Origin of the sequence: Fibrobacter sp. UWH6, from assembly GCF_900142465.1 — a bacterium.
Taxonomy (GTDB): Bacteria; Fibrobacterota; Fibrobacteria; order Fibrobacterales; family Fibrobacteraceae; genus Fibrobacter.
Genome location: NZ_FRAX01000032.1, coordinates 1 through 18744 on the forward strand (window position 1 = coordinate 1; position 18744 = coordinate 18744).

Below are 18744 nucleotides of genomic sequence, written 5' to 3' on the forward strand. Positions count from 1 at the left end.
GCAACCGAAGGCACTGCCAAGTTCTACGAAAAGGCTGGCGTCAAGTGCGAAGTGGTGAACAAGATCGCCGAAGGCCGCCCCAACGTTCTGGATGTTATCCTGAACAAGCAGGTGAACCTCATCATCAACACCCCGTGGGCTCGCCGCGACGCTGTTGCCGATGAATCCGCCATCCGTAAGGCTGCCATCAAGTACAAGACTCCTTACATCACCACTCTCGCCGCCGCTCTCGACACCGTCAAGGGCATCGCCGCTGCTAAGTCCGGTAAGGGAGCTGTAAAGAGCCTTCAGGAATACCACGCTTCTATTGAAGAAGTGTAGCTGACAGGAGCACACTGTTAGTGTGCGGACGCAACCGCTTCCGCGACTTCAGCTCGGTTATAAAAAAGGCAAGCCTAAGGGCTTGCCTTTTTTGCAACACTCGCTTCTGTGCGCCTGTCAGCCGCCAAGGCCGGCAAGGGCGAAGTGAAGAGCTTGCAGGAGTAGCGTGCAAGCCGAGTATGCCCAAAGGCGAATGCAGTAATTATGCTTGCGTAATTATTGCTGAGCCGCCAGCATGACGCGTAAGCGTCAATTCCGCGACAGAGAGCTTGCTCTCTGGCATGGCTGAGGCGAAGCAGCTGACGCCTATACGAAACTAGCCTCTTTAGAGGCTTAGTTGAGTTATCCACTTTGTGGAGAAGGCGTCAATATCACGCTTCCATTGAGGACGTGTAAGTTCACCGAGCAAAGCCGAGGTGCTGCGGTGCTTCGGCGGGCTCAGCGCCTTTCTTTAGCGTGTCATCCTGAGCGTAACGCCGTAAGGCGTGAAGTCGAAGGATCCGGAACATTAAAGATCGTAGCAATAAAATGCTGCGGTCTTTTTTGTGTATATAGGGGAAAGCCTTCCCCTGGTTCGCACTTCGTTGCTCACCACCCCTTCGAGCGGGTGCTCAGACGCCGCACCCGCAACGCCCGGGCTTTATAGAGAAAATGAAACTGTGGCTTTTTTACAAAAATTCAATATCGTTAATCAACTCATTGTATTTAGAAAAATTGAGTTTCAATTTGAGCATATCAATCATTTCCACAAATGCAGTTTTCAAATTTTAAATAATATCCATCAATAAATTTTGACATTTGTTCCATTTTGCTGGATGTATCCATGATTGCGCTCGTATAACGAATCAAAGGGGCGCCTTGCAAAGTTTTGGATGTTTTCTCCAAGGAACAAACCCAAACTGCAGCATCATAGAAATCTTTGATTGTCGCAATAAAATTTTGAATTTTGTCGCGCACATCTTTCTTTAGCTGAGGTTTAATCACATCAAAAGCAGTTTTTAGAGCATCAGCTTCATTTCGATACTGTTTGATAGCTTCTAATCTCTGAGGATCATGTTTAATTATCATTATCGTAGAAATTTCTCGATACAACGGAACTATTTTTGCCCATAATGATGTAAGTAGAGATTTTGTCTTTGCTGAAATCGTCTGATTCTTATTTGATTTTTTTTTCTTCTTTTGGACAGGTTTTATTTTTTTCTTTATTGCATCAACCGCATCCAAAACTTTTGGATTAGATCGATCTGCTGCAATCATTAAAAATTTACCAATATTATCTCTTATAGCCTCGTATTTCAACAGCACTTCTTTTACATCAACTGTTGCAGAATCAGGCAAAGAACTTAATTGATTCCTGTATTTTTCCGTTTCATCACTCCAATACTGAATATATTCAAGCCTTTTTATAGGATCATAAATATCTGTAGCATCATTCATTACCACAGTCATTGTTTTTTCCGTCCAATTCGGGCTATTCATCAATTGCATTACTTCATAAAGACAATTTGCGGACTTTAAATATTTATCCGACAAAATTTGGACGACAAAATCTTCTTGTCCAATGGTGTTCATAAAATTTGTAATAGAATCCCAACAATCAATTTCAACCTTGTCATATTTCATTTCAACACCCTTTAAATTGCTTTTTAAGTTTAGAATAAACAAATCAGAGGCGTCATTCCAATTATAGGTTACAAAAATTGTTGGTTTCTTCACGTTATTTGTATTTTTCATTTTTATAATCTTCTATTTAATTTTTTTTCTTGGAAAAAATAAGGTACTAACGATTTCGTTGTCTTTTTCGAGGTCGCAACGGTCGAAGGAACAACAAATTCTGAATTTATCTTTTCTAAATAAACCACATTTATTAATTGACTGCATTAATATACATCCTTTTTCCGTGTAAATTGTCAAAAAAATCTGTTTCAGGCTCCTTTATAAATTATATTTATTTTATGCTTTCGAAAATCTTGCAAATTTTATTCATCGCTTGTTCTGTAGCTCTTTCCCAATCTATGGAAACGGGCGATGCGTTCAATAAATATATGTCTCCTGATGGAGGAATAAATCCGCTGTCAGGTACAGTTAACTTTGGCGTTCCTATTGCAACTTTGTCAGCGGGAAGTGTTTCTACTTCTTTTGCTTTGAATTATTCGGGTAATGTTTCTCAGAGTGTAAAAAATCGAAATGACTTGAGTCCGACTAGCTGGGTCGGTTTAGGTTGGTCTATGGGTTTTGCTAAAATCGTTAGCGAAAACAACCATTCGATGAGCCTTTTGGATGATTTTTATTACCTAGTAACAGCAGAGGGGATTCGTTATAAGTTGATTTATGAGGGAAATCGATGGTGGATTGAGAGCCTGCCGTATTGGTTAGTAGAAAGACGAACTGAAATGAAAGTTTTGAGTGGAAAAACCTTTGAGATTGTCGTGGGATGGATTTTGACGGATGATTCGGGCAATAAATACCAGTATGGTGATATGTCTTATTGCATGTCTAATACTTTAGATACTGCTTGTAGTGCGCAAGGGGCGACTGCATATGAGCTAGGTTTTCCTGCATTTGGGCATACGGGTGAGTCTATCGATGGAAACGATGTCCCTTATCCCGTTTCTTGGAGTCTAGCTAAGATTTATGATTGGAAAAATAATTCTTTAACATATTCTTATTGCCAGTTTCAGGAAAAAATAAAGCATGGTTCCTGGACTTCTCAAAACAGATATACAAAAGAAACATACTTAAAAGAGGTTCGTTCCTCGATGGGTTCTTATGTAAAGTTTGTTCTTTCGGATAAAAATGAAGGTGATTTTGAAGGTGAAGTGGTTGATGCTATCGGAAAAGAAGAACTTTCTGCTGATGATGAAATTGATGCGTTTGTGGACCCCCTGGAACGAAAATTCTTGTCTAAGGTCGAACTTTATGGAATGGATGGCGAAATTCTGCAAACGGTAGGCTTCTGTTATGAAGCCTTGAAAGTTTCTCCAAGTCTAGACGCCGACGAAAATAAAAAATACACCAAGCGTTTATTGACTCGAATAGTGTGGGCGAATGGCGTCGGAAAGGAAACGAAGCGAGAATCATATGAATACTACGATAATGTGTATAAAGCGTATTTGAATGATTCCTACGCGTTAGGCATGATGAAGGAAATTCAAGGGGCGAACTGCGGAAAAGTATCATTTGATTATGTCTATCAGGCCATAGATAAACAACCGTTGACTATTCACTCGGAAAAATTGCCTGTCGTCAACGTGTCGTTAGGTTACTTGGAGGACGGAACGCCCTATTTGTTAGGTATCGACAAGAATGAGAAAAAAGTTGTTGTTTATTATTGGCGAAACGGCGCCTGGAATATACGAAAGGAATTAAGTTCACTGCCGTATCATGACAAAGGGTATTTTATTACGGAGAAAAACAACTGGTTCGCCTATGTAACAGGTGATGGCGATAGTTACGATATGTATCCTGTTGTATGGGATGGTGCTTCGTGGCAAGTGAAGCCTTATGTTCATGATGATGGTGATAAGGAATTGGTGCTTACAGGTCCCAATTATATAGTAAAGGGCAACCTGTCTTCAACTAAATCAACCTTGACGCTCACAGTTCCTTGGACTCTATGGGGAAATACTTTTGTAATAGATACTCTTTCTGCTGATGAAGGGAGTATGGATAATCAGTTCCTTCAGATTTATCCGTCGGAAAATCACATTGCTGTTTCTTATATAGGTACAGATTGGGGAAACAACTACCGGGTAAGAATTTTTTCTTTTAAGTACGATGCATCCGGAATTTCTGTTCAAAAAACCTATGATAATGATGATTTGGACGACGATAATCGTTACTATTGGGGAAACGGTTACTTGTTTGGTGCCGTGGAGTCCACTGGCCTTTGGGGGCAACGAGCAGAAGCGTATCATTGGAATGGTAGTGGTTGGACAAAATTGCTTAACTATGATGTTCATGGGGTTCTGGGTGTTCCGAGGGCGCAGGCTGTAGGCTATAATTATGTCGCTATGCGACACAATGACAACGATGACTTGACTTTATTTGATTGGGATGGTGAATCCTGGCGGATTCCTTTTGAAAATAGGAATATGGTTCATCATGATGATTTTGACCTTTTGGAAGAGGCGGAATGGGATGCTGTTGGGAGTAGCAATTTCTTTGTGACAAGAAGACCCAAAGTAGACAACATTATTGAAATACCCTATTTTTGTTGGCCGAAATTTAAGCGTTGGGGTGTAAAGTGGAAGTGTAAATATGTGAGAGTGTGGAGTGAAACCCACCCCGGTGCAAATATTGAATTGTTTGAGCGGCAAAATGATGGTGGGTGGATAAGATATGGTGAAGTAAATACTGATGATTCCAAAAGTGAAAAACATTTGGTTGTTGGCTTGAATTGGTATATAGAGAAACGATCAAACAAGGCTTTTCTGTGGGACGGCGTAAAATGGAACGAAGAACAACTTGATATAAATTGGAGTCACTTTGAGGATATCCGAAACCCTAGCGGACAGAGACCGACAACGGTCGAAGTCTTTGACGAGTCCTATACAATAGGTGATTTCTTTGCTGTTGAAGGATCAGCCGGAACAGCGGAAGCAGGGACAACGACAATCTACTATAAGAAAAATGATTCCTTCGTAAAGAATAAGGGGGTTCTGCTTGTTGGACAGAAAACTGTGCATGACCCTATTGTAGATAAGAAATTTTCTTACAAGTATGTTTATAATTTTGACAATGCTCCGGATGTTGCCTTTGACTATGTAAATAATACACCTTTAATAACGACAGTTCGCGTTGAATTACCAGATAATTCAGGGATGATTGAACGAGAATTGTGCCCAATTGATTATGGTGATGTCGGGCTTGGACTGGGAAAAATTTGCGCTGAAAGAACCTATGTGGGGGAAGTTGTTGAAAAAAGTTCAATTTCCAAGTATACTCGTTACCATAATTCAAATTGGCCGAATTTGTTGCATGTTGATGCGGTCAGTTCTGTTGAAACGTATATCAAGGGAGTCAAGAGTAAGGATTCGATAGAGTATAATATTGCGCTTAATGGACTGCCCTCAAGAAAATTGTTTTTTGAAAACGGTTCGAATGATATCTCTAATGAGCAGGTTCTCAGATATTCGGCGGAAGAATATGCTTTTGAACGAAGTGTGAATCATTTGCATAATCCATTGTTGTCATATTCATGTAAACCGAATTGTTCTACAGGTAAGGTGGTTGAATCAACTGCCGCACGTTATGCAACTGCTAATGATTCCGTGGGAACGCCTCACCTTGTTGAGGAATGGATTTATAATCCTGATAGCCTTGTAAATGGCAATTCTTTCCAAGGAATTCCTTGGGCGCTTAATGAAAACCCAAGTGGTATATGGAAAAAGAATTCTGCTGTATCAAAGTTTTTGAACGGTTTTGCAGTAGAAAAAACTGATGCACTCGGAAACAAGACTGCAAGGGTTGTTGATGATGACTCAATTGCTTTTGAACGTGCCGTGGTGCAAAATGCCGGATTTGATGAAATTCTTGTTGTTCCTGGTGATCGTTGTGACGAAAATGGCATGGAAGTGACTAGTGAATGTCACTTGTTGCCTTTACAAGGAAGAGCGACCGATGGCGAAGGTGCGTCTAATGGTCGCTTTTCAAAAGTCGTGATGGATTTGAGATATGGCTTTTCAGGTGTCGTCAAGCAGGCAAGGCAAGGCAAATATCGTTTTTCTGCATGGATCCAAAATGCAGACAATACATCTGCAACGATTACATTGACTCTTAACGGAATGCAAAAAAACAACTGGGCATTGGATAGGAATGCTGCCGGTAAATGGCATTATGTCGAATGGGAAGGTGAGGTGAACTCGGGATTACTGAATGTTTCCTTGTCTAGTACGGGAAATACTCGTGTGCAGGATATCCGGATGATTCCCGCTGGTGCTGCAGCCATGGTCAAATACTATGATGTACACTTCGGGATGCCTGTTGCCGAAGTTGATGATCGAGGTGTTGGTAAGCATATTACGCTGGATGAAAACGGACGGATCAAAAAGACTTTTGGTGAAGATGTTTCCGGTAGTCTACGGCTTGTAAGCGAAAATGATTTCATCGATGCAAGATGTAGCGATCCTTCTCTTGGTTCAGATGACTTGGCGTCTTTATCTTTTGATTCCAAACCGATTCTGCAGTCTTCGACTAATCGAAACTTGCAATATGTATTGGCCGGAAACAAGGAGGATGTAGTTATTTCTTGGGAACCAAAGAATTCGGAAGATGCAGTCCGTTATCGTCTTTATGCGGACGGAGAGTCTGCTTCGGCTGGATGGCATTACGACTGTTGCTCTGCTACCGATGGTTTGTATGCTACATTTGATGACAATACCTCATATACATTGGAAATAGATGTCGGGGCGGACAGTGTCGGGATTTATACTGTGCATATTCAGAAAGCCTCTTCCGGGTGGGTTGGCTATGGAAATGTCTTGAGAAAGGCAGAAATGCCACTGTTTATAAATAGGGGCGATTCTTCGAAAATAGTCTATTCTGCACCAGATGGAGTCTATACGGCTGATTTTAGTGGAAATGCATGGATTGAAAATCTGGTAACTTTGCAAAAGTCTAAAGCTCTGTCGGGAACAACGTCTGGTGGAAACAGCTATTTGCTTTCAATGCCGCGAATCCTGATGGTTGATTCTACTAGCAACGAAAATGCAGAACTGTTCTCTGGCAATTCAGAAACATGGACCAACAATGGTTACATTTTTGATGCCTCCGTATACGGGCTTGATTTTGCTATGTCGGCGAATTCAACTGGCAATGTTTGTGCGGCCTATGTAAAGACAGCTGCCCATGATAGCACAACGCCTTCGGTACTTGCTTCCAGTTGCTTTATAAACAAAGTATGGATGCCTATAGGTGGCTATACGGTGTTTGGGCAAGATTTTGATGCGTCTCCATCTGTTGTACCGGGTATTATAGAGAATGGCGATGTGTTTGGCGTTGATTTGACAACAGGTCCTGGCGGAAAACTCTATGTGGCGTATGTTGCTGGAAATCCCTATTTTGAACTATATAAGGATGATGTAATTGCCGCACATGGAGACAGCGTTTCTTCTCCCAAATTCTTGATTATAAAGAGGCTTTTTGATTCTTCGGAATCTGGACTGCCTGGATCAGGAAGCATATGGGCGGGTCCAACTCTTACAAAGGATTCTGCATCCAACGACATGCTCCCGAATTATCTAGGAGACTTTGTTTTTGTAGACGATTCAATCCCTCTTACAATGGTGAAGCAGTTTAAGATTGTTGGCGATGCGGATTACATCTACCTTGCTGTGGCTTACAATCTTTCTGTGGGTAATACTGGCAAGACCGCTATTACTGTTTTTAGGGGTGAATTTGTCGACACGGAAGATGAAGATGGTATTCCCGAACATAGACTCCAGTTTACTCCCTACGAGGATGCTTCTATTGTAAATTCTGCGGGATTACCCGTTGAACAGGAACGCCGGATTATTGCTTATTTAGAAAGTGATGCTCCGTTTGATTTTGCTGTTCGGAATGGAATCCCTTATGTCTTGTTTGCGAATAGTCAAAACGAAGATGGACTCACTCTTGTAAGTTATCGAGATTCACGATGGCTTTCCGTTGGTATCCCTGCTTTCATTAAGTCAAATAAAACGGTGAATTCGGCCAGCTTGGCTTTTGGCTCAAATGGAACCCCCGCTGTTGTTGTACGGGCATCGGATAAAGAAACGAAAAGTCGCAGAAAGCATATTGTTCCAATGAAGTATGTATCGGCGGATGACGTTGATATAACTCTTTCTGGAATTCAGGTTACGGGTGCCGTGACAACAATTTCGTCCGAATTCCGTCAATACATTTTAAATTATTCGGCCAAGGTATTGTCGGATGACTCTGTCATTGAAATATCACCCGCCTTGATGGAACCGCTGGATGTAGCTTCAGTGCAGGTGCTTCATAACGGGAACCAGGTTTCCTATGAGGGTGTCAATTTCTTTGGTGCACTGATATCGTGGGTCGGTTCAATATTTTCTCCCGGATATAACTTCCAGGATTTGACAAGTGAAATTCATTTGGAACCGGGAGAGAACCGCATAGAAATAAATGTCATCGGTGCTAACGGCGTATCTTTGACTTATACGATAAATCTGTTTAGGGAATACCCGACTGCGGATTCATCGAATAAAACATTGCAATATAGTGTCAGCACCAACAGCGATTTGATTCCTGTCGGCGTAGCTTTGGATACGGCTCTATATGTCAGCAGGGGGGATGGCTCGCATCGTAAATTCTGTATTCAGTTCCCGTTCGGCGTTCATCTGTGGTTCAAGGGAACTGCATATTTTCGCAGCACCTGTATTGAATTGGATTTCTCTAAGACATCGATGGATACTTTGTTCTTGGAAGATGAGTATGGAAATAAGCAGGTTATTTTCGTTGAGGATGACAACATTGCCGAGAACAAGAATGAAAATGATGACGATGACAGCGGAGTCGACGAAAATGAGAATATTCCTTTACCGTATAGGAATTTGTTAGGGCACAAGGTCTATGCTACAGGATACATGGCCCTTTATGACCGTGCTTCGATTTCTGCTGATGAAGTTGTTGGAGAAACGGTCGAGGTCTGTGCAGGAGCGAATATTCTTGCACAGATGACTGTTGAAGGGGATGTCTTGTTACGGTCCAATTCAAATGTCGAGGATATTACCTTAGGTGGAAATCTATATATGCAGGATGGAGCCTCTCATGGGCGAATTGAACATAGGGATGTTCATATTGCAGACATTCCTGTAAATTATTTCGTTACGGGAATAACAGATTTCATAGTCGGTGTGAATGATTCGGCAACGATATCTTTTGGAGCATATAAGGATTTCCATGCCTATGCAAATTCGGAAATACATTTTGAGGAAGGTGAATATTATTTCGACTCCTTTGTCGTAGAACCTGATGCCAGGGTGTACTTTGATGGCCCTGTTCGGCTGTGGGTGCAAAATGGCATCAGCATTGCTGACCGTGTGGGTCTCTATAATTCTCCTGGAGGAGCGGAAAATGTATTCCTTTATACGAATACTACCGACTTTATGTATTTCGGTGTCTATTCTGATTTTGCGTCCATTCTTGTCGCTCCGTTCGCATCCGTGAGCCTTGCTACTCAATCTAGGTGGGAAGGTTTGATTTGGGCTAAAAATCTATATGTACAGGCGGATGCCGTAATTGAATAGGAGTGAAAAAAAATGAAAAAGATACTAATTCTTCTATTCCTGATAGTCGGTTTTTCCTTTGCGGATGTCATAGCCCAGCGATATAGCGATGGCAAAATTCACAGAGCGCTTCCCAGTTGGATTGACATGTCGGATGCGGAAATTATGACTTTTTCGGTGAACGGGACTGTCCTCAGCCTTCCTGACGCAAATCAATTTACGTATATGTCGCGAACATATTCGAATCTTACCATTTTTGCCGATGGCCGTATTTCTTTCGGAAATTTGACTAATGGTCTTGATAGGGATATTGAACCGTATTTACAACCGGTCTCTGTCGAAGTCGACATGGGTAGCTCATTTAAATGGAAGTCTTTTGTTGATGCAAATTCGAACTATCTTACCATTGTAGAAATGGGGCCGTTTCTGTATAGGGGGAAATACTATTCGGTCCAGTCCACTTTCTTTATAGACGGCGAAATTCAGGTTCAGCTATGGCAAAACGATGTTGCTCACGCCAAACCGGAATTGCTTAATTGGATGCTTCCGATCTTGTATAACGGAACTGTAAAAACGCGTCCGGAGAAGAAACAAGTAACCAGAATGGATATTTATGGGCCGAATGGTTTGAGACCTGGGTGGATAGCGAAATCATTTAACGGGGCCGGGGTCTCTATTACTGAACCAAACGGGACGGGAGATGGTCTTTTAGTAAATATGGGAACATCTTCGCAGGCAGGAGGACTCCTTGCTTATGATTATTCTAGAGAGTATCCTGTAGTTGGCGGAATCCGCAATATAGAAGTTAAGATGCTTGATCCGGTCGATGTTGACGATAGTCTCTGTATTTGGTTTTTTGACGAATTTCAGGGAACTGTCTATGCTGGATATCCATCCATGAAGATGAACCAGATAATGAAAGTATTTACTCCAGATGATTATACCAATCAGTGGGGGGGACCTTTCTATACATCGCCTTATGTAACCAGATCTGCTCCCGCTTTCAAGTTTCAGCTGGCTTATCCACAAAACCAGAATATGGCATTTAGAATAGGTCGGATTGTCTATAATCTAAAGCAGCTTCCGTCAATCCAGTTTCTGCCACCTAAACCTTATCAATTGACATTTTCAATTACGGGAAGTGGCCGTGTATCAATGAACACCCCTTCGGGCACTTCTCCGTTTAATCTGTATAACGGCGAAAAAGTTTCCGCATCAATAACAAGCAAGGCTGGCTCGTCTATAGAACGGATTACGGTGAATGGAAAAATCATTGTTCTTAATGGTGAAATTATTTCGAAAATGCCTTCCATGAATCAGTCATTTAATGCTGCGAGGGACTCAAATGAATATGTAAAACTTTTCAAGGCTTATGGAGACAGACCGTATTCAAAAATTGATTTTGACATCACGGCGATGCATGAAAATGTGAATGTGATCATCAAATTTGCACCTTGCGAGGCAAGAACGCTTGATGTCGTCCCGGAAATGGTAAAAACAGACACCTATCTTGACCCCATCAATCAGCCAAATGCAAGAAAGTTTACATCTGCGGTTTTTAAGGATGCATTTGGAACAACAGTGCAGACGCAGGATTCTCTTTCTAACGGAAAGTATATCGTATCTGCCGTATATAGCGATGCTCTCGGAAAGACGAAGTATGAACCGATGTCGTTTGTACTCGACACGACAACTTTCGTGTATATGGATATGGCTTGCGAAGCCTGTGTGGTTGCCGCGAACAATTACTACGACGGAACCGATTCAACGGACAAACCGAATGCAGAGAGCAATGCCTTTACTGAATTCGAACCGCGTTACGGAAATGAATCTGGGTCGTTTGGAAGGAATGCCGGTATAGCGAGGCGTTCTTTTGAATTTCAGCAACAGGTCCAGGAAGCATACGGTTTGCCGGCTTCTGTTGAGACAGACTTTTTGCATTTGAATTATTTGAACGAAGGAGATATATCGGATAATTTCAGGAAAAGAATCAAGAACCCAGGTGGAAAGCATTTGACGATATCCCGCGATGCTGAAGGACGTTATACGCAAAGTGTAACGGACGAGAAAAACAGGACTGTATCGACGTGGACATACGATGGCGAGAATGAACTTGTTGTCATGAACGAGTATGACGGCTATGACAGGTTGATTCGGTCGTATCTTAGGGATTTCCCTGCATTTGCGGATACGATGGACTATGATGCCATGGGTCGCCTGCTCTCGAAAAAATCCAATGACCGTGGCCTGGTGGAATATGCCTATGATTCCCTGGGAAATTTAAGGTTTACGAGAAACGCTCGCCAGAAGGCTTTGGGAAACAACTACTTTATGGCGAATGTATATGACGGCGAAGGGCGTGTTGTCGCAATCGGCGAAGTACATGGCGGTCATGACTTTGCTGCCCCAAATACGGCGATTGCTTCCGCAGCTCTTACTCCCATAGTCCGCACAGTTTACGGAAAGCCGACATCCGATACATTGACCCTATACGGGGTAAACCTGAACAGCTCGCTGCTTGGAAACATTCTGTCTCAGATGGACGGAATACGCGATTATGATGTTGGGGCTATCATTGCCTACAACGGTGAAGGTAATCCGGTATCCATAAAAATGAAGTCCTATGACCGCATTGGGCGCATGTCAAGACAGTGGGTCGTCTATCTGTTTGATGATGTCCCAGCGGTACAATTGTCCTATGTCTATAACTTGTCCGACGAACTGGCTTCTTCGACCTATTCGGAATGGGCTGGAAGCGGTTGGACGCAAAAGTCAACAAGGACTAGAACTTATGACAACAAGGGACGCCTCGTTGAAACACGTGAAGGCAATTCTATGTTGGCTAGCTATACGTACAGTGCAAATGGGAATGTTGTATCCAAACATTATTACGATGCGGGGACTGAGGTGTTTGCAAAAACCGTTCGGCGCGATGTATACGGAAGACCCGTTGTACTAGACTATAGGAACGGCTCTACGGAGCTTTATTCTGAAAACATATCGTATGAAAATCCCTTGTCTGTGCGACAGTCAACCGTGGCAAGAGTGTGGGCTGATGCGGGAACTGTAGGCCGAGTTGTAGAAAATGCTGGCTATACCTATGACTATCTGGGCCGTCTGACGGAAATGTCCGGAACTAGAAATGCAAGTTATAGTTACGACGAACTTGGACGATTGACTGTCAAACACGAAGGTTCCCAAGCTGTAGGGTATTACTATGGTTCTCAGAACCATCAGGGCTACTATAGACCTTATGGCATGACAATTTCGGGTAGGAGTTATACTCCGTTTGAGTACTATTCCTATGATGCAGCCGGAAATGTATGGCTAGACCGTTATGCAAGTTCGGCGTATGAACTTGATACAAGGGCTCTGCCTGAATGTGTCCGCTTGTATCCTGAAGTTCCTGCTGGAATAACACAAGATAATTTGGAAAATTACGCGTCCTCTGAATTGGGCCGAATATATATGGCCTATGATGAAAATGGACAGCGAGTGTATTTTAATTATAATAGTGGAAGTTCGAATTATGGGGATGCGACTCTAAGTGGAGTCGGTGTCTACCATCGGGATGGCTTGGGAATGCCTTATTCCCTAGTTCGGCAGGACCTGATTGCTGGAGGCTATCGTAAAGATGGTTCGGCCTATTTCCCTGTGACAGATGCTCAGGGCAATATAAGGGGCTATGCAAATACATCTGGAGTCCAGAGTGCATACGCCTATTACCCATACGGAACGCTAATTGACCTGGCACACGACAATGCCGAAGATTCAAGACGCTGGCAGTCCAAGGAATTTGATTCCGACATAAACAAGTATTACTTCGGGGCCAGATTCTACGACCCGCTCTTTGGACTATGGCTTACGCCGGACCCTGCAGGACAGTTTGCGAACCCCTATACTTACGGTGGCGACCCGATAAACTACATTGACCCGAACGGAGAAAGTTTGACAGCAGCGATTGCGATTGGAGCTGCTGTAGGTGCTGCGATAGGAGCCTCTGTGTCTGCCGTTAATTGTAGCGGTGCAAGTGAAGTTAGCTGTGGTAGAGCCGTGGCTCAAGGAACTTTAAAAGGAGCTGCAGTTGGGGCAATCTCTGGAGCAATTAGTGGAGGCGTTGCTGCTGTGGCTAGTGGTATTTCTGGAACGGCTTCGGTGGCTGCTGAAGGGGGCGCTATGATTGCTAGTGCTGGTGCCGAAACCGCAAATGCAGCTTCCTATAGTTATGCAATTTTTAACAATATGTTCTGGAGTACAGTAGAGAGCTCTCTCCAATATGCTGCTACAGGATGGATGAATGACGGAGGCTATTCTTGGAGTGGCTTTGGTGGCGCTGCACTAGGAGGTCTTTTAGGTGGGGCTATTCCTGGATACCAACCCGTATTGGGGGAAGGAATCGTGAAAAATGTATTAGCAGAAACAGCATATTCTGGAGTCCGTAGCGCGGCCTTAGGCTATCTTGGAGGTGGCTTAGGGAGCCTAATGAGGAACGGTGCTTGGAATAATGATGCGGCGGTACAGGGAGCGTTGTTAGGAGGGATAAGTGGAAGTGTTGGTGCGCTTGTAAAAATAGGGGCCTTTGGATATGCTGTTCCAAAAAGTGACAAACTGAAAAAAGAAGCGGAGTATGCGGATAAACATAACCTTATTATAGGACCTTATGGTTCTGTAAGAAGAAGTGGGGGTGCGTGGGGATGGATTCAAAAAAATGTGTTAAGATCATCTGGAATAACTTTGGGAAGGAATCTTCTTGTTATGGGTGAAGAAAATGTTAGCGTACATGAGGGCATTCATTATATGCAACAAGTTCGAGATGGAACTCTTCAGTTTTATGCGAGAACGGTCTATGATTATATGACAATTGGGAATAAAGAAAGTTATAGTACTGAAGGTACTTATGAGTATGAGGCGGAAAAATATGGTAAAACGAGTTACTAATTTTGGAGTGCCGATAGTATTGTTCTTATGTTCTTTTTATGGGTGTAGCTTTGAACGCTATCTTATTATAAAAGGAACGTTTGATGCCAGGTCAAATATTACGGTGAAAATAGAGAATTCAGGGAGTTCTAAGGATACACTAATTTCGTTTTCTAATAAAGAAATACAACTGAAAGAAAGCATCAAGGTTGGTCGGTTGACAATTGAATTACTTGATGGCGATAAGTCTTTAAGAACTTTAATTGCGAGACCGCTTGGTGGATGGCATAACATCGAAATACAATTGTTTGATGAAGAAGGTGATAAATTTGACGAGATTACATTGACTGACAAAAATTTGAATGATGATTTTGAATGGTTTTTTGATATAAATTCCTATAACCTAGATAATAAAGAATGTGATGAAAAAGAATGGGAATTAAGAACTTACAAGTTTGTAAGTTATGGAGAAATTCTATATCCAGAAGGAATGGATTTGACGGATATAAAATTGATCTCTAAATTGATTTGGAAAAAAGATGAACATCCAATTGCATTTCTGGGAGCCGGGAGATGTGACAAGCTATTTTCAAAAAAAAATAATAAGTATGCAAAAAATGAATATGGAGCGGAATTTTACAGACGTAATGCAAAAAATGTTTGTAGAATGAAGCATACTGGGCATGGTTGCGACACAATGGATGTTATTGTTGATTTTAACGATTTTGGTAAAATGGATATTGTTGACCGATGGGGGCGTATTTACAAAACGGAAAACATGAAAACGTTAAAATCTCAATACAAGATTTATAAAATAACTCGAAAAAATGGTGACTGGCATATTGTTGAATGATTATTATGCCGTTTCCAATCGTCTATGACAATCTAGGTCGCCTGACAGAAATGTCCGGCACAAGGAATTCGAGTTACCATTACGACGAACTTGGACGATTGACTGTCAAACACGAGGGATCTCACAACAACTGTTGGTGCAATTTTAGCAGGAGTTTTGTTAACTGCCAATCCTCCAACTGTTGCTGGAACCATTCTACTGTCATTGGGTATAACAGCTGAGGCTTCTGTAATGAGTTTTATTGGAAATAAAATTTTAGATAGTATGGAGTGATTGAAAATGATTGAGGTGAGGTACAAATCTTTCTTTAAAATGCCTATGTTTATTTATGCAATAATACCTTTTTTTGTTTTTGCTGGATTGCCATTTTGTGGCGTACTTAGGTCTTTTTTGATATGTACAATGTCGGGATGAATATTGAATCTGTCAAATTCTTTTTTTGGTGTGTTTTAATGCTTGTTGTTTTTGGAATAGTTGTATTTTCATTTATTCCGAATTTTTAAATAACTTTTGATAATTCAGGAATTACAGTGAAGAGAAAGACGAAATTGTTCTTAATATCTTTATTTGATAAAGAAATGTTTTTCTCTTGGGATGATATTGATGAGTTGGATGTTGTTCCGGTAAGAGGTCTGACATTTTACAAATTTGAAAAAGGAATGTTGTGTATGGCTTCCTTAAATTGTTTTTTTACTAATAAAAAAGAAGCTTTAGAATTTGCTGTTACGAAATTACCTCCTGAAAAAACAACAAAAGAAGCTCGTATAAAATTGAAAAAGAAATACGGATTTGTAGTAGAGTAAATTTTAGTTGCGAATAATTATCTTATATTAACTCTATGTCCAGCATTTCTTTGCGGAGAATGCCCCAGAAATTTCAGGAGACATCTTCTGATTTAGAAACGCAGTTGTTTGAGTTAGGATTTCTCTGCGAGAACAGCGACGCAGCCGCCCCGGACTCGCTGCTGGAATCGTGAAAAATCAGTGGAAAAATTCCACATAAGGAAAAATACTCCCGAACTTATCTATTGACATTTTTTGGAATATAAGATATTTTTTGTAAAAAGGAGCTAATTATGGCAAATGAAAGTCAAGATGATTTAATTTCAGCGGCAGATGTTGCTTCTCCCATTCAATTACTGCAGGATGAACAACCTAAATCTCTTTTTCAGAAGATATCTGAAGGTCTTCGAAAAATCTTTTTTTATGTAACGACATTTTTTGAAGCGACAGTTGTTTTAATTGTATTCGCTGTAATTATGTATTATCTTGTAAGAGGCGTTTGCCTTCATCAAGAACTCTACTTGAATCGTATTTATGGTTTTGTCAAATTTATAAGCGAATATTGGAAAGGGGCGTTATTGCTGTTTCCTCTCCTCTTTTTAAAATCATTTTTAAAGAAGTTAAAACAATTGACAAAAGCTTCTTCTGATGGTTTTTCTTTTAATGACCATGATGAATCTTGGAGGGCGTAATGATTATCAGTAAAAATAAATTCGCTAGAATTGATTTGCCCGTTTCAAATGCATCTCAAACAATTAAGGTTTCTTCAGATAAAGACTTTTCAGCATATCTTGTCGAAAGAGTCCTGTTAGATAATTTAAGAGACCGAGGTGAACCGCTAAATCTCACGGAAAAATCAAAGGTAAAACAGAGAAATACAAGATCTTTTGATCAAATCATAACAGGTGGCGGAAAAACTTATTCGTTGTTGCTGAAAAATAATAATGATGATGATATTAAGCTAGATGTTGAAGTGAATGTTGGAAAAAGGTAGACTACATTTACAATTTCAATTGCGTTAGGGATAGTGACCCCTTGGGGCGGCACTGTGGTGCCGTTGCAAGAGCTGCGCGGGCGTGCCGAAGGTGCGCACGGGTGGCCTTGCAATAAAGCCCGACCCACGCCAGTGGGGAACGCCCGAATAAATCTTCTGCTACAACGTCGAAGAACTCCGTACCATTTGCGGTAACGGTCTTGAACTTTCGATGACTCACCAGTGCTTCATCGAAGAATCCATTCTCGGTTGGGAAGAACTGGAAGTCGAAGTGGTTCGCGACTCCAAGAACCAGATGATCGCTATCTGCTTCATCGAAAACATTGACCCGGTGGGCGTTCATACTGGCGACTCCTTCTGCGCAGCCCCGTTCCTCACCATCGACAAGAAGCTTGAAGAAAAGCTGAAGACCGACGCTTTCAAGATTGTTGAAGCTATCGGCGTGATCGGCGGTACCAACGTTCAGTTCGCACACGACCCGAAGACTGGTCGCGTGGTGATTATCGAAATCAACCCCCGTACCTCCCGTTCTTCCGCTCTTGCTTCCAAGGCAACCGGTTTCCCCATCGCTCTCGTTTCTGCAAAGCTCGCTGCAGGCATGACCCTCGACCAGATGGACTACTGGCGCGACGGCACCCTCGAAAAGTATACTCCGAGCGGTGACTACGTTGTGCTGAAGTTTGCTCGCTGGGCATTCGAAAAGTTCCGCGGCGTTGATGACTGCCTGGGCACCCAGATGAAGGCTGTGGGCGAAGTCATGGCTATCGGTAAGACCTATAAGGAAACCCTCCAGAAGGCAATCCGCGGTCTGGAAAACGGCCGTGCAGGTCTTGGCTTTGCTAAGGACTTTAACAAGAAGACCAAGGAAGAACTTCTCGACATGATGAAGACCGCTTCTTCTGAACGTCACTTCCAGATGTACGAAGCTATCCGTAAGGGCGCAACCGACGAAGAAGTTTTCGCAGCTACTTACGAAAAGGCTTACTTCGTGCAGCAGATGCGCGAACTGGTTGAACTTGAAGAAAAGATGCTCAAGACTCCGGGTCGCATGCCTTCTGACGAACTCCTGATCCAGGCCAAGAAGGACGGCTTCGGCGATAAGTACATTGCAAAGATCCTCGGCATCCGTGAAAAGGACGTTCGTGCAAAGCGTATCGAGCTTGGCATGGTTGAAGGCTGGTGCGCAGTGCCTGTTAGCGGCGTGAAGGACCAGTACTACTACTATTCTACCTACAATTGCAAGGACGAATCTACCGCTACCAACAACCCGAAGAAGATCATGATCCTCGGCGGTGGCCCGAACAGAATCGGCCAGGGTATCGAATTCGACTATTGCTGCTGCCACGCTGCAATGGCTCTCCGCGAAATGGGTTACGAAACCATCATGGTGAACTGCAACCCGGAAACCGTTTCTACCGACTACGATACCAGCGACAAGCTGTACTTCGAACCGGTTACCCTCGAAGACGTTCTCCAGATTTACAAGAAGGAACAGCCCGCTGGCGTTATCGTGCAGTTCGGTGGCCAGACTCCGCTGAACATCGCCCGCGCACTCAGCGACGAAGGCGTGAAGATTCTCGGTACCAGCATCGATTCCATCGATATCGCTGAAGACCGCGACCTGTTCCGCAAGATGATGGACCAGCT

General features: G+C 42.4%; 8 protein-coding genes and 2 pseudogenes. 9 read left to right on the forward strand and 1 reads right to left on the reverse strand.

The features are described 5' to 3' along the window. Window positions 1-321: pseudogene (locus BUB73_RS16055) on the forward strand (carbamoyl phosphate synthase large subunit); the annotation flags it as partial. Between the two features lie 735 nt (window positions 322-1056). On the opposite strand, the gene BUB73_RS16060 reads toward BUB73_RS16055, so the two are convergent. Further along, window positions 1057-2055: a toll/interleukin-1 receptor domain-containing protein gene (locus BUB73_RS16060; protein WP_073287392.1), complete on the reverse strand. Its 999-nt coding sequence runs from the start codon at window positions 2053-2055 to the stop codon at window positions 1057-1059. 221 nt (window positions 2056-2276) lie between these two features. Between BUB73_RS16060 and BUB73_RS16065 the strand changes: the two genes are divergently transcribed. The 8 genes and pseudogenes from BUB73_RS16065 to carB all read left to right on the forward strand — a co-directional run. Continuing rightward, window positions 2277-9572: a cadherin-like beta sandwich domain-containing protein gene (locus BUB73_RS16065; RefSeq protein WP_088659006.1), complete on the forward strand. Its 7296-nt coding sequence runs from the start codon at window positions 2277-2279 to the stop codon at window positions 9570-9572. Between the two features lie 12 nt (window positions 9573-9584). Continuing rightward, on the forward strand, window positions 9585-14489 hold the full coding sequence (locus tag BUB73_RS16070; RefSeq protein WP_073287399.1) for an RHS repeat domain-containing protein: 4905 nt from the start codon (window positions 9585-9587) through the stop codon (window positions 14487-14489). Further along, entirely contained in the window at window positions 14470-15321 is an 852-nt protein-coding gene (locus BUB73_RS16075) for a hypothetical protein (protein ID WP_139259254.1), read from the forward strand. Before BUB73_RS16070 ends, BUB73_RS16075 begins: the two co-directional genes overlap by 20 nt. 5 nt (window positions 15322-15326) lie before the next feature. Beyond that, window positions 15327-15542 (forward strand): RHS repeat domain-containing protein, encoded by a 216-nt coding sequence (locus BUB73_RS18080; protein WP_170932360.1) that lies wholly within the window; start codon window positions 15327-15329, stop codon window positions 15540-15542. 309 nt (window positions 15543-15851) lie between these two features. Beyond that, window positions 15852-16124 carry a hypothetical protein gene (locus BUB73_RS16085; RefSeq protein WP_088659005.1) on the forward strand — a complete coding sequence of 91 codons (273 nt, stop codon included), beginning with the start codon at window positions 15852-15854 and terminating at the stop codon, window positions 16122-16124. A gap of 272 nt (window positions 16125-16396) precedes the next feature. After that, window positions 16397-16795 (forward strand): hypothetical protein, encoded by a 399-nt coding sequence (locus BUB73_RS16090; protein ID WP_073287411.1) that lies wholly within the window; start codon window positions 16397-16399, stop codon window positions 16793-16795. Further along, a complete protein-coding gene (locus tag BUB73_RS16095; RefSeq protein ID WP_073287414.1) occupies window positions 16795-17097 on the forward strand; it encodes a hypothetical protein in 303 nt (100 codons plus the stop codon). Before BUB73_RS16090 ends, BUB73_RS16095 begins: the two co-directional genes overlap by 1 nt. A gap of 160 nt (window positions 17098-17257) precedes the next feature. Next, window positions 17258-18744, forward strand: a pseudogene (gene carB, locus BUB73_RS16100) (carbamoyl-phosphate synthase large subunit); the annotation flags it as partial.